Origin of the sequence: Sphingomonas cremea (assembly GCF_021502585.1) — a bacterium.
In the GTDB taxonomy this organism is placed as follows: domain Bacteria; phylum Pseudomonadota; class Alphaproteobacteria; order Sphingomonadales; family Sphingomonadaceae; genus Sphingomicrobium; species Sphingomicrobium cremea.
The window spans coordinates 572,885-589,552 of the sequence record NZ_JAKFGM010000002.1 but is presented as its reverse complement, the minus strand read 5'-3'; the positions used below and the strand labels follow the sequence as shown (position 1 = coordinate 589,552).

At 62.0% G+C, this 16,668-nt stretch carries 16 protein-coding genes; 11 read left to right on the top strand and 5 right to left on the bottom strand.

Annotation, left to right across the window (positions count from 1 at the left end; translation table 11 throughout):
* Positions 1–29: 29 nt before the first annotated feature.
* Entirely contained in the window at positions 30–1,028 is a 999-nt protein-coding gene (locus LVY65_RS09340; RefSeq protein ID WP_235067786.1) for a ligase-associated DNA damage response exonuclease, read from the bottom strand.
* Here LVY65_RS09340 and LVY65_RS09335 point away from each other — a divergent pair.
* Positions 1,027–3,447: a ligase-associated DNA damage response DEXH box helicase gene (locus LVY65_RS09335; protein ID WP_235067785.1), complete on the top strand. Its 2,421-nt coding sequence runs from the start codon at positions 1,027–1,029 to the stop codon at positions 3,445–3,447. The genes LVY65_RS09340 and LVY65_RS09335 overlap by 2 nt on opposite strands.
* Positions 3,448–3,486: 39 nt before the next feature.
* Positions 3,487–3,777 carry a hypothetical protein gene (locus LVY65_RS09330; protein ID WP_235067783.1) on the top strand — a complete coding sequence of 97 codons (291 nt, stop codon included), beginning with the start codon at positions 3,487–3,489 and terminating at the stop codon, positions 3,775–3,777.
* Here the strand turns inward: LVY65_RS09330 and LVY65_RS09325 are convergent.
* Positions 3,774–5,288, bottom strand: coding sequence for a M20/M25/M40 family metallo-hydrolase (locus LVY65_RS09325; protein WP_235067782.1), 1,515 nt, complete (start codon positions 5,286–5,288; stop codon positions 3,774–3,776). The genes LVY65_RS09330 and LVY65_RS09325 overlap by 4 nt on opposite strands.
* A 74-nt stretch (positions 5,289–5,362) precedes the next feature.
* Between LVY65_RS09325 and LVY65_RS09320 the strand changes: the two genes are divergently transcribed.
* Both LVY65_RS09320 and pdeM read left to right on the top strand, forming a co-directional pair.
* Positions 5,363–5,818 carry a hypothetical protein gene (locus LVY65_RS09320; protein WP_235067781.1) on the top strand — a complete coding sequence of 152 codons (456 nt, stop codon included), beginning with the start codon at positions 5,363–5,365 and terminating at the stop codon, positions 5,816–5,818.
* A gap of 29 nt (positions 5,819–5,847) precedes the next feature.
* Positions 5,848–6,510, top strand: a complete 663-nt coding sequence (gene pdeM, locus LVY65_RS09315; RefSeq protein ID WP_235067780.1) for a ligase-associated DNA damage response endonuclease PdeM — start codon at positions 5,848–5,850, stop codon at positions 6,508–6,510.
* On the opposite strand, the gene pabB is transcribed toward pdeM, so the two are convergent.
* Positions 6,507–8,252, bottom strand: a complete 1,746-nt coding sequence (gene pabB / locus LVY65_RS09310; protein WP_235067779.1) for an aminodeoxychorismate synthase component I — start codon at positions 8,250–8,252, stop codon at positions 6,507–6,509. The two genes, pdeM and pabB, sit on opposite strands and share 4 nt — an antisense overlap.
* Before the next feature lie 73 nt (positions 8,253–8,325).
* On the opposite strand from pabB, the gene LVY65_RS09305 reads away from it, so the two are divergent.
* The 7 genes from LVY65_RS09305 to LVY65_RS09275 all read left to right on the top strand — a co-directional run bounded on the left by LVY65_RS09305 (position 8,326) and on the right by LVY65_RS09275 (position 13,454).
* Positions 8,326–9,579, top strand: coding sequence for a dipeptidase (locus LVY65_RS09305; RefSeq protein ID WP_235067778.1), 1,254 nt, complete (start codon positions 8,326–8,328; stop codon positions 9,577–9,579).
* 10 nt (positions 9,580–9,589) lie between these two features.
* Positions 9,590–10,252, top strand: a complete 663-nt coding sequence (locus LVY65_RS09300; protein WP_235067777.1) for an MBL fold metallo-hydrolase — start codon at positions 9,590–9,592, stop codon at positions 10,250–10,252.
* 138 nt (positions 10,253–10,390) lie between these two features.
* On the top strand, positions 10,391–10,570 hold the full coding sequence (gene rpmF / locus LVY65_RS09295; RefSeq protein ID WP_119532944.1) for a 50S ribosomal protein L32: 180 nt from the start codon (positions 10,391–10,393) through the stop codon (positions 10,568–10,570).
* A 29-nt stretch (positions 10,571–10,599) separates the two neighbouring features.
* Complete coding sequence (plsX, locus tag LVY65_RS09290) at positions 10,600–11,649, top strand: phosphate acyltransferase PlsX (protein ID WP_235067775.1); 1,050 nt, start codon at positions 10,600–10,602, stop codon at positions 11,647–11,649.
* Positions 11,646–12,605, top strand: coding sequence for a beta-ketoacyl-ACP synthase III (locus LVY65_RS09285; protein ID WP_235067774.1), 960 nt, complete (start codon positions 11,646–11,648; stop codon positions 12,603–12,605). The genes plsX and LVY65_RS09285 overlap by 4 nt, the downstream gene beginning before the upstream one ends.
* A 112-nt stretch (positions 12,606–12,717) precedes the next feature.
* Positions 12,718–13,041: an integration host factor subunit alpha gene (locus tag LVY65_RS09280; protein ID WP_235067772.1), complete on the top strand. Its 324-nt coding sequence runs from the start codon at positions 12,718–12,720 to the stop codon at positions 13,039–13,041.
* Positions 13,042–13,049: 8 nt separating this feature from the next.
* On the top strand, positions 13,050–13,454 hold the full coding sequence (locus LVY65_RS09275; protein WP_235067771.1) for a MerR family transcriptional regulator: 405 nt from the start codon (positions 13,050–13,052) through the stop codon (positions 13,452–13,454).
* Here LVY65_RS09275 and LVY65_RS09270 read toward each other — a convergent pair.
* Positions 13,451–13,927: a SixA phosphatase family protein gene (locus tag LVY65_RS09270; protein WP_235067770.1), complete on the bottom strand. Its 477-nt coding sequence runs from the start codon at positions 13,925–13,927 to the stop codon at positions 13,451–13,453. The two genes, LVY65_RS09275 and LVY65_RS09270, sit on opposite strands and share 4 nt — an antisense overlap.
* A complete protein-coding gene (locus LVY65_RS09265) occupies positions 13,924–16,623 on the bottom strand; it encodes an ATP-dependent DNA helicase (RefSeq protein WP_235067769.1) in 2,700 nt (899 codons plus the stop codon). The genes LVY65_RS09270 and LVY65_RS09265 overlap by 4 nt, the downstream gene beginning before the upstream one ends.
* Positions 16,624–16,668: the final 45 nt, after the last annotated feature.

Below are 16,668 nucleotides of genomic sequence, written 5' to 3'. Positions count from 1 at the left end.
GTTCGGCAGTCCCCTGGACTGCCTTCGCCTCAATCGTCCTCATCCTCATAGCCGACCAGGTTCAGCTCCCGCGCCTTGATCTGGTGCAAATGGCACCAGTGCATCAATGCGTCCTCGCGGCCGTGCGTGATCCATACTTCCTTGGGCGCGATCTCACGAATGGTCTGGGTAAGTTCGTCCCAGTCGGCATGGTCGGAGATGATGAGGGGTAGCTCGACATTGCGCTGGCGCGCCCGCTGCCGAATGCGCATCCAGCCCGAGGCCATGGCGGTAATCGGATCGGGCAACCGTCGCGACCATCGGTCGTTTAGCGCTCCCGGTGGGCAGAGGATAATCTTCCCTTGCAGTTCGGCCTTCGGCGTTCCCGTCGCCAGGCGAAGTTCACCAAGCGGGACGCCCTGCTCCTCATAGAGTCGGCAAAGGCGCTCCAGCGCGCCATGGATGTAGACCGGCTCTTCGTAACCTCGTCCACGTAATTCCATGATCAGCCGTTGCGCCTTGCCCAGCGCGTAGGCGCCGACCAGCACGCAGCGTTCGGGCTCGGAGCGCAAGCGATGCAGCAGCCGGTCGATTTCGCTGCCGGTGTCGGGATGGCGGAATACCGGCAGTCCGAAGGTCGCCTCGCTGATGAAAATGTCGCAAGGCGTTACAACGAAAGGCTCACAAGTGGGATCCTCCCGGCGCTTATAGTCGCCGGAGACGACCACCCGCTCTCCGCCATATTCCATCACGATCTGTGCAGAGCCCAGCACATGCCCGGCGGGAACGAAGCTTATGTCGACCATTCCCAAGCGAACGTTATCGCCATAATTCACCGGCCGCCCATTTTGTTCGCCGTACCGAGCCTCCATGATTGCCAGGGTTTCAGGCGTCGCCCACACTGTACCGTGCCCGCCGCGGGCGTGATCGCCATGGCCATGGGTGATTAGTGCATACGGCTTGGGCATCGCCGGATCGATCCAGGCGTCGGCCGGCCTTACGTAAATGCCTTCGGGAAAAGGCTCGATCCAGCTACCGAGGCGAACCATGATCGCCAATGTGAGTGCCCTTCCCCCTATTGTCGAGCGCTGGTTCGCGGATCGCGGCTGGAAGCCCCGCGGGCACCAGCTGGAAATGCTGGATGCGGTACAGGAAGGCGATCATGTGCTACTGGTGGCGGCGACCGGTGCCGGCAAGACGCTGGCGGGCTTCCTCCCTACGCTGGTCGACCTGATCGAAAGTCCGGCCGAGGGGCTCCACACGCTATATGTCTCCCCTCTGAAAGCCTTGGCGGTCGACGTTCAGCGCAACCTGCTAACGCCGATCGCCGAGATGGGACTCGACATCCGGGTCGAAACGAGGACGGGCGATACGCCGTCGGACCGTAAGGCACGACAGCGGGTGCGACCGCCCCAGATACTGTTGACCACTCCGGAAAGTCTCAGCCTCCTTCTCAGCTACCCCGACAGCAAACTGCTGTTCGAGAATCTCAAGACCGTCGTCGTCGACGAAATTCATGCATTCGCTCGCGAAAAACGTGGCGACCTGCTGTCATTGTCAATGTCCCGGCTGCAAGCGCTCTCGCCGGGAATGCGGCGAGTCGGCCTAAGCGCTACCGTTGCCGAACCCGACGCGTACAGGAGCTGGCTAGCAACCGATGCCGACATCGACCGGGTTCGCTTCGTCGAAGGAGAGCCCGGCGCAGAGCCCGACCTGTCGATCCTCATCCCGGAGAATCGCATTCCGTGGTCCGGCCACAGCGGCTTTCACGCCGCGCGCGAGGTGATGAAGGAGATCGAGCGACACAAGACAACGCTGGTCTTCTGCAACACGCGCGGCCTTGCCGAGCTGATTTTCCAGAAATTGTGGTCGGTCAACAACCAGGCGCTGCCGATCGGAATCCATCATGGCAGCCTGGCACTCGAGGCGCGACGCAAGATCGAAGCGGCAATGGCGGCTGGCAAAGTTCGCGCGCTGGTCGCCACCGCCAGCCTCGACCTCGGTATCGACTGGGGCGACATTGACCTCGTCATACAGATGGGAGCGCCCAAGGGTAGCTCACGCCTCTTGCAGCGCATCGGCCGAGCCAACCATCGGCTCGACGAGCCGAGCCAGGGCATCATCGTTCCCGGCAACCGGTTCGAATATCTCGAAGCCCGAGCGGCGCTCGATGCCATCGACGACCGCGAGCTTGACCCTGATATCTTCCGACCGGGCACGCTCGATGTGCTCGCTCAGCACGTCCTTGCCGTGGCCTGCGCCGGGCCTTTCGACGAGTCCGAACTGCTTACCGAAGTTCGCTCGGCCGCACCTTATTCGGATCTCAGGCTGGAGACGTTCCGAGAAATCCTCAGTTTCGTCGCGACCGGTGGCTACGCGCTGAAGGCCTATGACCGCTTCCGGCGGATCGTAGAGGAAACGCCGGGCCGCTGGCGGCTCGCCAGGCCGACCATCGCAGCGCAGCATCGAATGAACGCCGGCGTGATCGTCGAGCAGCCGCTGATGGATGTTCGATTCAAAGGAGGCCGCAGGCTTGGCATGGTCGAGGAGGGATTCGCCTCGACCCTAACGCCGGGCGACCATTTTTTCTTCGCGGGCCTGAGCCTGGAAGTCGAGAGGATCAAGGACACCGACATCATCGTGCACGCGTCGAAGAAGTCGGCGCGCATCGTCACATACGGGGGCCAGCGAATGTCGATGTCGACGCACCTCGCCAATCGCGTTCGGCAAATGCTCGCCGATCGCAACGACTGGCACCGTTTCCCCGATGATGTTCGAGAATGGCTGGAGGTCCAGGACCGCCGCTCGGTAATTCCGGAACCGCACCAGCTGCTGGTCGAAACGTTCGGGCATGAGGGGCGTCATTACCTGTGCGCGTACAGCTTCGAGGGGTGGAATGCCCACCAGTCGCTGGGGATGCTTCTCACCAAGCGCATGGAGAATGATGGCTTGAAGCCGCTCGGCTTCGTCGCCAACGACTATGGCATCGCCTGTTATGGCCTTGAGCCCATCAGCGACCCGCAATCGCTCTTTTCCGCCGATATACTTGAACGAGAGTTCGTCGAGTGGGTCGAGCGCTCTTATCTGCTCAAAAGCGCTTTTCGCGAAGTTGCGGTGATCGGTGGCCTGGTCGAGCGACAGCATCCCGGCAAGCGTAAAACCGGACGACAGGTCAGTTTCTCGACTGACCTCATCTACGATGTGCTTCGCAAATATGAGCCCGACCACCTGCTTTTGCGAGCGGCCTGGGACGATGCGCGGACGAGAATGACCGAATTGGGTCGCCTCGTTCGCCTCGTCGATCGCGCTTCGGCGACGATGGTCCACGTCAAGGCCGATCGAATCACCCCGATGGCGGTCCCGTTGATGGTCATCGTCGGTCGCGAGGCGGCACCGGCCGGCTCAGCTGACGAAGCGTTGCTGATCGAAGCCGAGGCGTTGGCGGAAGTAGCGATGCGGATCGATTAGTTCATTCTGCTTCAATATCGGGTTCGCTAAGAGGGCACGATGCGCGTTCTAGTCCTGCCTGTACTTGCTCTTGCCCTTTCCGGCTGCGTTGTAGCCAGCGTTGCTGATGCTGCGGTCGACATCGCTACATTACCTGTCAAGGCCGTCTCAAAGGGCGTCGACGTGGCAACCACCAGCCAATCTGAAGCCGACGAGAAGCGCGGCCGCGAGCTCCGAAAGGCCGAAGAAAAGGCCGGCCGGGAAGCTCGCGAGCGCGAAAGTACCTGCAGAAAGGCGGCCGAGCGGGGCGAGGCTTGCCCGCCCGCGCCTCCATCGCCGCCGGCAAGCTAGCGCTTCGCTTTTGCCGTCCGCGCAACCTCATAAAGGAAGTCGGCGTAAAGAATGGCCTGGCCATCGAAGCCGAGCACCTTCGGATTGCTGCTGTCTATCAGCAACCATTCGTCGGGTGCATGAGCGCCGCCGCCCCGCCCGCCTCCGAATTGGCCGGCCGGCAGGTGCAGCGGCGGACCAGTGAACACCACGCCCGGCCAACTCCCGGCTGAGCGCGCCGACAAAGTCGCAGGGATTTTTGCGTCCGCAAGCGTCGCCTGCTCTGCCTTGATCAGCGGGCTATTTTCATCGGTCTGATTTGGGCCATAGCCACCGCTGACATTGACCTCGATATCGCCGAATCCTCGCTTTGCGAGGTGTGACTTCAATTTCGATACTGCCTCGTCCTTGGTCATGTCCGGCACCAGCCGAAGGTCAATCTTGGCCTCCGCCCTGCCCGGCAAGACCGTCTTGCCGCCCGGCCCCATATAACCGCTGACCAAGCCCTGGATATTGACCGTGGGCTGCTCGGCCAGCCGGTAAGACGCAGTCAGATAGTCCTCATCCTTGTACCAATGCTTGATAACAAGCACTTTCATCTCGTCGGCCTCATTGCCGGCAGCCACATCGGCAGCAATAAGTTCCTTCTGTCGCGCGGTTAATGGCTTCACATTTTCGAACCACCCGTCGATCGCAGGTGTATGGCCGTCATCCGCAACGAGCGTATTGAGCGCCTTGATCAGGTGCCAGGCCGGGCTGTCGACGTTGGCCATCAGGCTGGAATGAATGTCCTTGTTCGGGCCTCGGCCCCATTTCTCGCCGCTGGAGATCAGCTGCAGTTCGACCGCGCCTTTGGCTCCCAAGAGCAGCGTCACCTGACCGTCGACCGATTGGCTTGCCGACGGAATGATGATGCCAACGGCCTTTTCCAGGGCAGCGCGAACCTCGGGCTGGTTGACGACCTGAGCGAAGTGCGGCGAAGCAATCTCCTCCTCACCCTCGGCCACGAACACCAGGTTGACCGGCAGCTTCACGCCGGCGGTTCGGAACGCACGCAACGCTGTCAGGAACGCCGTCTCCGGTCCTTTCTGATTGACTGCGCCGCGGCCGATTAGCGCCTTGCCCTCGCCCGGGCGGTCGACGATCTTGCCTTCCAGCGGCGGCGAGGACCATTCCGCCGGGTCATAATGTTTGACGTCGTACATGAAGTAGATCGCCAGCGTATCTTTGGCACCGGCATCGAGTGTGGCGAACACGCCCGGAACGCCATCGGTGGCGATAACCTTGGCCTGCTGGAACCCGGCATCCAGCGCCAGCTGCCGCATATATTCCGCGCCCTCGCGATGATTGATGCCCATGTTGGCGATGGTCGGCAGCGCAATCCATTTTCGCAGCCGTTCGATCGACGCATCATGATCGGACTTGATCGCCGCGACCACCTTCTCCCTGCCTGGGTCGCCGGGCTTTGCCATAGCCGGGCCAGTGGCGATGAGAGCCAGGGCCAGCGCAGTTCCAGCCAATATTCTCTTCATGGTCGATCCCCTCCGAATGTCTTTGCGGGATCGAGACTGGAACGTTGGCGGCCACTCGTCCAGAGTGGTCTTGCATGCGCTATTTTCTCGACACGGAATATAATGGCTTTGGCGGCGCGCTGCTCAGCCTTGCCCTTGTGCCCGAAGACGGCAGTGAAGAATTCTACGTCACGCTTGAATGCGACGCGCCCCTAGACCCGTGGGTTCAGCAGCACGTCCTTCCGTTCCTCGACATGGTCCCCGAACAGCTGAAAGGCCCGCGCCTTGCACGCCGGGCTGCTGCTGAGGCGCTGGCCGCGTGGATCGAGCATGATTCGGCGCCCGATATCGTGGCAGACTGGCCCGAGGATTTGGCGCAAATCGCGATGCTGCTGGTCACGAGCCCCGGAATGATGGTGCACGTTCCGCCGCTTAGCCTCCACCTGGTCCCGCTTCATGGTTTTTCCCCGTCTACCAACAGCGTCGTTCCCCACAATGCCTTGCATGATGCCCGCGCATTGCGCGATCACATCATGAACCATTTGGAATAGCTGCAATAATCGGGCTACAGCCCGAATCCATGGTTCCCCTTTCGTTCGCACGACAGTCATTCTTCGCTAGCCCTGAAGGAGCGCTCCATTGGCCTGCGCAGCAGGCGCTATTGGTCGCCGACCTGCACCTTGAAAAGGCGAGTTGGTTTGCGCGCTTGGGGCAGATGCTTCCGCCTTACGATTCAATTGCAACTTTGGGGGCGCTCGAGCGGGAGATTGACCGGACTGGGGTTACTCGACTCTACTGCCTGGGTGACAACTTCCATGACAAACATGGTTGCGATCGCCTGCCCGCCACCGCTCGCGCCCTGCTCAATTCCATGACGACCCGGCTCGATTGGTTTTGGATCGTGGGCAATCACGACGCTGGATTCGTCGACCATTGCGGTGGCCGGATCGAGGAAGAGTGCGAGGTCGACGGAATCATGCTTCGGCACGAGGCCGTGGAGCATGATCCGCGACCCGAGATGTCCGGCCATTTCCATCCCAAGCTGCGGCTCAACATGAAAGGCCGGACCGTGTCGCGGCGCTGCTTTGTGGAAAGCAAGAGCAAACTCATCTTGCCGGCCTATGGCGCATTTACCGGCGGCCTCGACGCAGGACATCCCGAAATTCTGCGCAAGGTTGGGCCCGGCGCCTCCGCGCTTATCCCCGTAACCGGCCGTCTGCTGCGCTTTCCGATCGCCGCTTAGGCAATTTTAGCGGGGATCAGTCCTCGAACGATATTGCCGACGTAAAAGCCGCCTTCGAGATCGGCGGGCGTCAATTCAGCCTCTTGCGCCCTGCCCTCGTCGATCAGCTTCGCACGGAGTATCCCCGGCATCAGGCCACGAGACAGCGGTGGCGTCAGCAGCTTGCCGTCGCGCTCGACGAAGATGCTGGTCCGGCTGCCTTCGGTCAGCTGCCCATCTGGATCGACGAACACCGTCTCATATTCACCCTCGCGCTGGCGAGCCAAGTCGAGAAAACGCCGGTCAGTCGTCTTATAACGTAACCTGAAATCACTTGGGTCGACCGGTAGTGGGCGCACGGCGACGCGGACCGGCAGCATATCGGGGTCGTCATAGGATTTCAGCTGGATCGCCATGGAACCGCTGCGCGAAAGGAGCAGCCGGACCATCGCTCGCTGTTTGCGACCGAATGTCGCCGCCTGAAGCTCGTTGCGGGCCGCATGCCGGTCAAATTGGAAATCGAGATCGGCAGCAGAATTCTTCATCCGGTCGAGGTGCCGCTCCAGTTCGATAATACCCTCAGATGGGTCGAACCCCATGGTTTCGATCAGGTCAAAGTCCTGGACTTCCCGTCGCACGAAATCCCCCTTGAGCAGGCACTCGGCCCATTCATTGCCCGCGTTGCTGTCGACCACAAGCCCCGAGCCGAGTCCCAACCGCGCTTTTGTTGATCCCACGTGCCATTCCAGCGTCCGGATGAGGACGTTGAAGGCAGCGTCGCCGGCATCGCCTTGGCTATTGGGCTCGATCCAACCCATTGATCCCGTATAGGCCCCGCGCGGCTCTGGCTCGAGCCGAGCAAGCGCTTCGATCGCCGCCACCTTTGGCGCACCGGTAACGGACCCACATGGGAAAATGGTCTGGAGCAGGTCGACCGCGTCGCATTCGGGTCGGAGGCGGGAAGTAATCCTGCTCACCATCTGGTGAACAGTTGGATAGGCCTCGACCTTGAACAGTTCCGGCACTGCCACTGTGCCTGCGATCGATACCCTGGCGAGGTCGTTCCGCATGAGATCGACGATCATCAGGTTTTCGGCGCGCTGCTTTTCATCGGCCGCAAGTGCCTCGGCCTCCGCCCTGTCCGCCGCAGGATCGACTCGACGCGGAGCCGTGCCTTTCATCGGCCGCGCCTCAACGATACCGCGTTGGATAGTGAAGAATTGCTCGGGCGAAAGGGAGATAAGGGCGCGATCTTCATGAATCAGCACTCCGCCCCAACCCGCCAGAGAAGAGCGCCGGAGGCGCGCGTAGAGCGCCAGGGGATTGCCCGCCACGGCAACGTCACAGCCGAATGTCAGGTTGGCCTGGTAGAAATCGCCTGCAAACAAATGCTCGTGGACCTGCGCCACCGCTTTGGCATACGCGCCCTGGCTTATGCGGGGATGGATGGGGCCGATGAAAGCGCCGTCGGGCGAGTGAAAAAGTTCTGGCGGGTGCGGCGTTTCTGAGCCTTGATAAAGGCCGAAGCAAAGCAATGGGCCTTCGCCAATGCGGGCACTCGACCTTAACTTGGGATCAAAGGCATAGCCGGCTTCATAGGCCAGATAGCCTGCGGCATGCTTTCCCGCCCGCAGCCCGTTGCGGACGGTTTCGAGTGCAGGCCCCACATCGTCCAATTCCCGTGCAATGATGAGCTCGGCCGGCTGGCGATAAAGTCGCGGCGGCGCTCCTCCTTTGCGTGCATCATCGAAAAGGACGATCATTGACCGCCATTGCCCCTATTGTCAGCCGCCCGTAAAGCCTCGTCACCGACAACCGTCCCAAAGGTCCAAATTGATGCGTTCAGCAGTCCTGCTTGCCGCCCTGCTTTTCTCGACCTCAGCCATGGCCCAGCAATCGATCGACCCCAAGGTGCAGGTTCGCATCGACCGGATCCTCAAGCAAACGCCACTGATTGATGGCCATAATGATATCGCCGAACAGCTGCAGGAAAACCATGGTTATAGCGTCGCCAACCTCGCCAGCGGCACTGACAAGTGGCCCGACCATCCGCTGATGACCGACATGGCCCGGCTCCATGCCGGACGCGTGGGTGGGCAGTTCTGGTCAGTATATATTGATGGGACATATACTGGGGACGAGGCGATCCGCAGAACTATTGAGCAAATCGACATCGTCGACCGGATGATCGCCGCCTATCCCAGCGACCTGGAGCGCGCGCTCACCGCCGACGACATCGTCCGCATCCACAAGAAGGGCAAGGTAGCTTCGCTGATCGGGATCGAAGGGGGACGCCAGATAGGTGGCAGTTTTGCCGCACTTCGCCAGTTCTATCGACTGGGCGCGCGCTACATGACGCTGACCCACAACCAAACCACCGAATGGGCCGACAGCGCTACGGATGAGGCCAAATATGACGGCCTCTCGCCCTTCGGTCTTAAGGTCGTCGCCGAGATGAACCGCCTCGGCATGCTTGTGGATTTGAGCCATGTATCCTCTGCGACCATGCGCGACGCGATCGAGGCGAGCCGTTCGCCGGTCATTTTCTCTCACAGCTCGGCTGGCGGATTGAACAGTCACCCCCGCAACGTGCCGGATGAGATCCTCCGCTTGCTGCCCGCGAACGGAGGGGTCGTGATGGTCAATTTCGTTCCGCCCTTCCTGTCGAAGGATGTGTGGGAATGGGGCGCTGCTCAGTCGGCCGAGGAAGCCCGATTGAAAGCCATCCACCGAGCAAGCAAAGCGGCGGTCGAAGCGGGTCTCAAGTCATGGGAAGACGCACATCCGCGCCCGCGCACTGATGTCACAAATGTCGCCGATCATATCGAGCACGTCGTCGCAATCGCGGGTCATGACCATGTCGGGCTTGGCGGTGATTTCGACGGAATCCCATTTTCGCCGACCGGACTGGTTGGTGTTGAGAGCTATCCGCTGGTCTTCGCAGAGTTGATTCGTCGCGGATGGAGTGACCAGGACCTCGCCAAGCTGGCTGGCGGTAACGTACTTCGAGTGTTGCGCCGCACCGAAACGGTCGCAGCGTCGATGAAGGATGTCGCGCCGGCGCTCGACAAGTTGCCGCCCGCTCCCTAGGCGCCTCGTCATGTCGAACCCGCCACTCAGGGCCGCGATCGTTCCGGTGACGCCGTTGCAGCAAAACTGCACTTTGCTTTGGTGCACGGAGACGATGCTAGGCGCCTTTGTCGACCCGGGCGGCGACCTTGAACGGCTAAAGGCTGCGGCTACCCAGCATGGTGTAACGATCGAGAAGATCCTGCTCACCCATGGGCATATCGATCATTGCGGGTCGGCTGGCATTCTTGCCGCCGAACTTGGTGTACCGATCGAGGGGCCGCATCGTGACGACATTTTCTGGATCTCCAGGCTGGAGGATGACGGCAAGCGGTATGGCGTTCCAGGTAAGCCGTTTGAGCCCGAGCGCTGGCTGGAGGATGGCGAGACCGTAACGGTCGGAAAACTGACATTCGATGTCCGCCACTGCCCCGGGCACACGCCCGGCCACATCGTTTTCCATCACCCCGGATCGAAGTTGGCGCTGGTCGGCGACGTATTGTTTCAGGGCTCGATCGGGCGGACCGATTTCCCGCGGGGCAACCATCAGCAGCTACTCGATTCGATCACTCTCCGGCTTTGGCCAATGGGCGACGACACCCACTTCGTTCCCGGCCACGGGCCGATGTCGACCTTCGGGCATGAACGGGCGACCAATCCCTTCGTTGCGGATAAGGTGCTGGCGCGGGCGTGAAGCGCTTGCGTCTCGCCGCCATTTCGCTATAGGGCCCCTTCGTTCGCGACGATCCGGCCGCCGCCGCGGGTTAACCCGATGAGCTGGGCGAGGAGAGTCGCCAATTTTTTTGTGCATCTGATTTAAGGAAGAGCCGAGATGGCCGTCCCTAAGAGAAAAACCTCGCCCTCGAAGCGCAACATGCGCCGCAGCCACCATGCGCTGAGCCCGGCGAGCTTCCAGGAATGCCCGAATTGCGGGGAGCTCAAGCTCCCGCACAACCTCTGCTCGGCCTGCGGCCACTATAACGGCCGCGAGATCGTTTCGACCGAGGCCTGAGCGGCAACGCGGACGAGGGCGAAACACGCATGGACGTGAGCCCGCGCATCGCGATTGACGCCATGGGTGGAGATATCGGCCCGGCGGTCATGGTCGCCGGGATGGCGCGCGCGCGCCGCCGGGATCGAGTCCTTCGATTCGAGGTGTTCGGCGACGAGGCAAAGATCGCGCCCGAACTCGCCAAGCATCAGCCTTTGTTCGACTCGGTAGTGCTTCACCATTGCACCGATGCGATCGAAGCATCCGAAAAGCCGAGCCAGGCCATTCGGCGTGCCAAGACGACATCGATGGGCCTGGCGATCAATGCGGTAAAGGAAGGTGCGGCCCACGCAGCACTTTCGGGCGGTAACACCGGCGCGCTGATGGCTATGGCCAAGCTGGCCCTCCGCACCATGCCGGGCATCGACCGGCCGGCGCTGGCCGCCCTATTGCCGACCTTGGGCACGACCGACTGCGTGATGCTCGACCTTGGCGCCAATACCGAATGCGATGCACAGAACCTCGTCCAGTTTGCGGTGATGGGTTCGGCCTATTCGCGTACTGTGCTCGGCATCTCCAAGCCCCGGGTCAAGCTGCTCAACATCGGCACCGAGGAACTGAAGGGCACCGATGAACTGAAAGAGGCCGCGGGGCTGCTCCGCGACGCAGATTATCTACCTCTGCGTTTCGAAGGATTCACGGAAGGCGACCGACTGAGTCGCGGTGATATCGATGTCGTCGTTACCGATGGATTCTCCGGAAATATTGCGCTGAAGACCGCTGAGGGCACCGCGCGTTTCGTTACCGACCTGCTGCGCCGCGCGTTCACATCGTCCTTGCGCTCAAAGGCAGGCTTCGCGCTTTCCAAACCCGCGCTCAACCTGCTTAAGGTCCACCTTGACCCCAACAACCATAACGGCGCGGTTTTCCTTGGCTTGAACGGACTTGTGGTGAAGAGCCACGGGGGAGCCAATTACAAGGGCGTCGCCAACGCAATTGGCGTGGCCGCATCGATGGTACGCAACGATATTACCCGCAAGATTGGCGAGGATCTGGATAATTTCCGCGCCCATGCATTCAATGGTGAGGCTGCCGAATGACCCTTCGTTCCGTTGTCAAAGGGACTGGATCGGCACTTCCAGCTCGACGTGTCGATAATGCGGAGCTGGCGGGGCAGGTCGATACGTCCGACGAATGGATCGTCGAACGGACCGGAATACGCAGTCGCTACGTCGCCGCCGATGGCGAAACTACTGCCACGCTGGCGGTCGAAGCATGCCGCAAGGCGCTGGATGCGGCCGGACTTGGGCCAAACGACATCGGGCTGATCGTGCTGGCCACGGCGACCCCCGATCAGACCTTTCCTTCGTCCGCCACCAAGGTCCAGGCGCTGCTTGGGATCGACGATTGCATCGCCTTCGACGTTCATGCCGTTTGTACCGGATTTCTTTACGCGCTGACGGTCGCCGATTCGATGCTTCGCGGCGGCAACGCAAAGCGCGCTCTGGTAATTGGCTCGGAAACCTTCAGCCGCATCCTCGATTGGGAGGACCGCACCACCTGCGTCCTGTTCGGCGACGGCGCCGGGGCGGTCGTGCTCGAGGCCCAAGAAGGTGAGTCCGGGATCCTGTCGACCAAACTCCATGCCGACGGCCGCCACAACGGCCTGCTGTTCGTCGACGGTGGTCCGTCGACGACCGGCACCGTCGGCAAGCTTCGCATGAAAGGCCGCGAGGTGTTTCGCCATGCGGTCGTCAATCTCGCCGATGTGCTCAACGAAGTGCTATCGGATGCGGGGCTGACCTCGACCGATATCGATTGGGTCGTACCCCACCAGGCCAATGCCCGCATTCTCGATGCGACGGCGCGCAAGCTTGGCCTGCCCGCGGAGAAAGTGGTGGTCACCGTCGATCGTCATGCCAATACCTCGGCGGCATCCGTGCCGCTGGCGCTCGATGTCGCGGTGCGCGACGGAAGGATCAAGCGTGGCGACCTTTTGATCCTCGAAGCGATGGGCGGAGGGTTTACTTGGGGCGCAGCTGCTCTCCGCTATTGAACCGGTCAGGAAAACGGACGAAAGTCGAATTGCCGACGCAGGGACTTTGCGATAGCGTTATGACCAAAGGCGATTAGCTGGGAACGAGATGTTCAAGGGGGCGGAGATCAAAATGGCTGATGCAGGAGTTGCCCGTTCGGATGGATTGCATGCGGGTACGCTGACCCGCGCGGACCTGTCTGACATCGTTCACAACCGGCTGGGTGTGTCGCGCGCTGAAAGCGCAGGCATCGTTGAACGCGTGCTTCATCACATGTGCCATGCGCTTAGTGTCGGCCAGAACGTCAAGATCTCGGGCTTTGGCACTTTCATCCTGCGTGACAAGGGTGAGCGGGTCGGTCGCAATCCCAAGACCGGCGTTGAAGTGCCGATTGCACCCCGGCGCGTGATGACTTTTCGCGCAAGCCAGATCATGCGCGACGAGATCGCCGGGTAGCATCTGAAATGGCGACCGGCGAAAAGGCTCCGGACGCCTTCCGAACCATCGGCGAGCTTTCCGCCGAATTGGGAGTGGCGCAGCACATCCTGCGCTATTGGGAAACCAAGTTCCCCCAGTTGAGACCGCTGCAACGCGCGGGCAACCGCCGCTATTATCGGCCTGCAGATGTTGCGCTGGCGCGGCGGATCCATCGCCTCCTCAACGAGGAAGGCTATACGGTAAAGGGCGTCCAGAAGCTGCTTCGAACCAAGGGTGAGGCGGAACAACCTTTGCTTGCACGCTCGCCGGCCACAGTCATTCCGCAGCCCAGCTACAAGGCCGATTCAGCGATTACCGCCTCGCAAACTTCTTTCGATGTTGAGCGACTGAAGGTGTTGCGCGACAGGCTGGCCGCGGCGCTCGAGGGCTAAGCCAGTTCCTTCGGCCTGACGAAGCGGACGAGATGTCCGTTGCCTTCCCCAACTTCCCGCCAATGATCCACCGGAAGCTCGATTTCGACCAGTGCCCCCGTTGGAAGGGTGTCGACTTTTCCGTCGGTAAGCCGCGCGGCCACCCGCTCGAACCCCGGATTATGGCCGACGAGCATCAGCCGGTCGATTCGGTCGTCCACCTCGCGAATGATCTCGAATAGCTGCCCGGTCGAGGCTTCATAGATACGGCGGTCGAATGTTGGGGAAAGGCCGCCGACACCGTCGACCGTTTCGACAACGCGCTGCGCAGAGCTCGCCAAAACCAGGTCGCTGTCGAGTCCCAATCGGCGAATTTCCTTCCCTATCCGCTTTGAATCGGATCGTCCGCGGTCATTGAGCGGCCGGGCGAAATCACTGCCGTCGGGCGAATCCCTTTCCGACTTGGCATGACGCAGCAGAATGAGACTTTTCATGACACTTTCTCCGACTGCTCAACGGGGACGGACTCGAAAAGCTTCGCCCGAACGCGTTCAAGCGCCGCATCGAGCGGAAGCCGGGACACTGCGACCTCGGGCGGGAAGGCGCTTAGCAATCGCGAAGGAAGTGCGCTCGACAAGATCACGAACAGCCCCTTGTCGCCTTGCCTCCTAATCAGCCGGCCAAACGCCTGCGCAAGGCGCGCGCGCACCACCCTGTCGTCATAGGCGCTGCCTCCATTGGCCAGCTTTCGCGCGGCGTGAAGTACCGTCGGGCGCGGCCATGGTACCCGCTCCATCACCACCAGTCGAAGCGACTCACCGGGCACGTCGACTCCGTCGCGGAGCGCGTCGGTACCAAGCAGCGATGCATGCGGATCGTCGCGGAAGATGTCGACCAGGGTGCCGGTGTCGATCGGATCAACATGCTGGGCAAGGAGCGGCAGCCCGGTTCGCGCCAGGCGATCGGCAATCCGGGCATGTACCCCGCGCAGCCGTTGGATAGCGGTGAACAATCCCAGCGTCCCGCCCTCCGCAGCCTCGATAAGCCGGGCATATGCGCCCGCCAGCGCGGCGATGTCATTTCGACCGATGTCATTGACGATTAGCACTTCCGCCTGGGCGGCATAATCGAACGGGCTGGCGGCCTCGAAGTGATCGATGGGGCCGGACAGGTGGAGCGCTCCCGTTCGTGCCTCGGCGCTCGGCCAGCCCTCGCTTCCGCGCAACGTTGCGGAGGTGACCAGGACGCCATGCGCCGGTTCGAGCACCGCCTTGGCAAGCGGACGTGTGGGGTCCAGCCAGTGTCGGTGAAGGCCAACATCGAATTCGCGCCCCTCGACCCGCTCTATCGCCAGCCAGTCGACAAAATCGGGATCCGCGACCCCGCCGACTCGTCCAAGAAGCGCAATCCACGATCCAAGCGTCTCGCGCCGCCATGAGAGGCCATTGATCGCCCCTTCAACCCGAGCCCGAGCCTGGCTATCCAGCCAATCGGGCGCATCCTCGAGAATTGCTTCCAGCCTCCGGCCAAGCGCGGCCAGCGGTCGAGCTAGCGCTTCGAGCGCTTCCAGGGCTGCCGCCGCCGCAGAAACAAGATTTCCGTCGGGCTCGGCGAGCTCGGTTTCGAGTCCATAGCCGGCCTCCTGGGCCTTGGCCCGGGCATAAACCGTACCGCGGACCTGGCTGAGCAACGTCTCGACCGGCCCAAAGGGGTCGTCCTCCGCCAGTCGGCCAAGCCATCCGTCCGAAGGCAGCGCTCGCGCCGCCTCAACCGCAGCGTCAAGTGCCTGCGCTCCTTGCTCGTCATAGGAGCAGACGTCCAGCAGCCGCGCGGCAAGCCCGCGCCGCCGCCCACGCGACTTGCCTTCCGGACCGACGATCCAGCGGCGCATCTCGATCGCTTCTTGCCCCGTCAGCGCGGCCGAAAATGTAGAATCTGCAGCATCGAACAGATGATGCCCCTCGTCGAAGATAATCCGGGTTGGCGCGTCTGGTCGGCCCCGTGCCGCATTGACCATCACCAAGGCGTGGTTCGCGATGACAAGATCCGCCTCGCGCCCTGCCCGCTCCGCTCGCTCGATGAAACATTTCCGATAATGTGGGCAGCCGGCATAGACACATTCGCCCCGGCGATCGGTGAGCGCCGTAGAACCCGATCGGCGAAATAGGCTCGGCAGCCAGCCAGGCATGTCGCCACCGACCATGTCACCGTCTTTGGTGTACGCTGCCCACCGCCCAACCAACTGCGCCAGCACCGCTGCTCGCCCGACAAACGCGCCCTGCATCGCATCCTCGAGGTTGAGCAGGCAAAGGTAATTCTCGCGTCCTTTGCGGATGACGATCTTCCGTTTTCGCTCCTCATCGCCGGGAAACAGCCGCCACCCTTCGGCGTCCAGTTGCCGCTGAAGCGCCTTGGTGAACGTCGATATCCACACCGTCCCCTGCGCCCGCTCCGCCCAAAGTGAAGCAGGGGCGAGATAAGCCAGCGTCTTGCCGATACCCGTGCCGGCCTCGGCGAGAAGCATGTTGGGCTCGCCCTGGGCCATCCGTGGGGCGAAAACTGCCGCGACTTCCCCAGCCATCGCCCGCTGCCCCTCGCGCGGCTCGGAGCCATCGCCGGTCAGTTCCGACAGCTTCTCCTCGGCATCGGTGGGCGGGATGGCGATCGCCCAGGGTTGCGGCCGTTCTGCCAGTTCCTCCCATTGTGGGAGGCGAGAGAAAAGCATGCGCTCGCCAAGTTCGGGTTTGGCCAGTCGCTGACCGACAAACGGTGCCCAGTTCCACCCCAACCGGTACAGCGTGGTATTGGCAGTCCAGGCGCCTTCGCGCTCAGACCAGTCGTCTTGCCCCAGTCGGACCAGCAGGGCCTCTGCGATCTGGATTAGCACCGACACAGCGCCGGTTTCGCACCCAGGCGGATCAACGCCGCAAGCCCGTGCCAACCCCGGCACCGTGGGCACCGCGAAGCGCGCCGGATGAACGAAGGCATAAAGCTCCAACAGATCGAGACCGGACACGTCGGGGTAGCCGAGGCGTTGGCCGACTAACGGGGCGTTGAGCAAAATGTGCGGCGTCTCCGCCAGCCGGGCGATCGCCTCGCCTCGTGAAGCCTCCCTTACCTCTCCACCGGCCGCGATCCAGATGCCGGCATGGGTTGCATGGAGGGCGGGAAGAGGCAAAGGAGCGGCCACGGCGCCTTAACCAATGGCTTCGCCGGAACGAAAGGGCAACAGTTG